The sequence below is a fragment of the Vibrio sp. Vb339 genome, from assembly GCF_902751245.1.
GTDB classification, from domain to species: domain Bacteria; phylum Pseudomonadota; class Gammaproteobacteria; order Enterobacterales; family Vibrionaceae; genus Vibrio; species Vibrio coralliirubri.
In genome coordinates this window covers 1-994 of record NZ_CADDIS010000028.1, presented here as the reverse complement: position 1 = coordinate 994, position 994 = coordinate 1, and the positions used below count along the sequence as shown (strand labels likewise).

Annotated in this window: 1 pseudogene; it reads left to right on the top strand. The window is 42.1% G+C overall.

The features are described from left to right. Positions 1–666 precede the first annotated feature (666 nt). Positions 667–994 (top strand): annotated as a pseudogene (locus HRQ85_RS26070) (transposase); the annotation flags it as partial.

The following is a 994-nucleotide window of genomic DNA, read 5'->3' as shown; positions in this document are numbered from 1 at the left end:
GACATGCTTTGAGAGCAGGGATTTAATCATCTCACAATCACCTACGAACTCACCGCTATTAATCGCTATCCTCTTTTTAGCTGAAAGTTATACGTAATCAGGTTCATTTATGATGAAGTGTTGGGTTGATAACGAAAAAGAAATAAAGCTGCATCAAGTTTTGAACCAATTCATTGGTGCCCCTAGTCAGGCAGGTAAAGATTATTAGGATTATTGATATTTCAGGCTTGCCAAATGAAGTCGCAGGACCGCTTACCGCGCTAATTGCTAGGTTACTTTTTCAATATAAGGTATTCCAGACCCAACAAGAGAAAGAGAAGGACCCTATATTATTAGTGTGTGAAGAAACTCATAGGTATGTTCCCGATCATGGTGAGGCTCAATACGCAGCCTCTCAAGGAGCAATAAGGCGTATAGCAAGAGAGGGGCGAAAATACGGAATAGGCTTGATGCTGGTAAGTCAGCGGCCAGCCGATGTAGACAGTACAGTTATTTCACAGTGTGGTACGTGGGTTGTATTAAGACTTACAAATTCAACCGATCAACAGCATGTCGCACGATTTTTGCCAGATGGATTGTCTGGAATGGTAGGTGCGTTACCGATTGATCCGCACCAGAAGTTTTGGACACTGAGTTAAGTGAATACAATCACTAACGAGGTGGACAATGACAACTAAGAAAACACGAATCAAACATGCTCCTGAATTTAAAGCCGAAGCACTTAAGTTAGCAGAGAAAGTCGGTGTCGCTGCTGCCGCACGGCAGCTATCTTTATATGAATCTCAAATCTATGGATGGCGTAAAGCCGTAAAAAAAGACGCGAAAATCAGCGATAGAGAAAGAGAACTCACCACTGAAAATGCCAAGCTCAAGCGATTATTAGCAGAGCAAGCTGAAGAGCTAGATATCGTAAAAAAGGCCGCCACCTACTTCGCGAAAAATCTAAAATAGATTGCTATGAGTTTATGCTCGAACACCTGATGCAATATAGGAT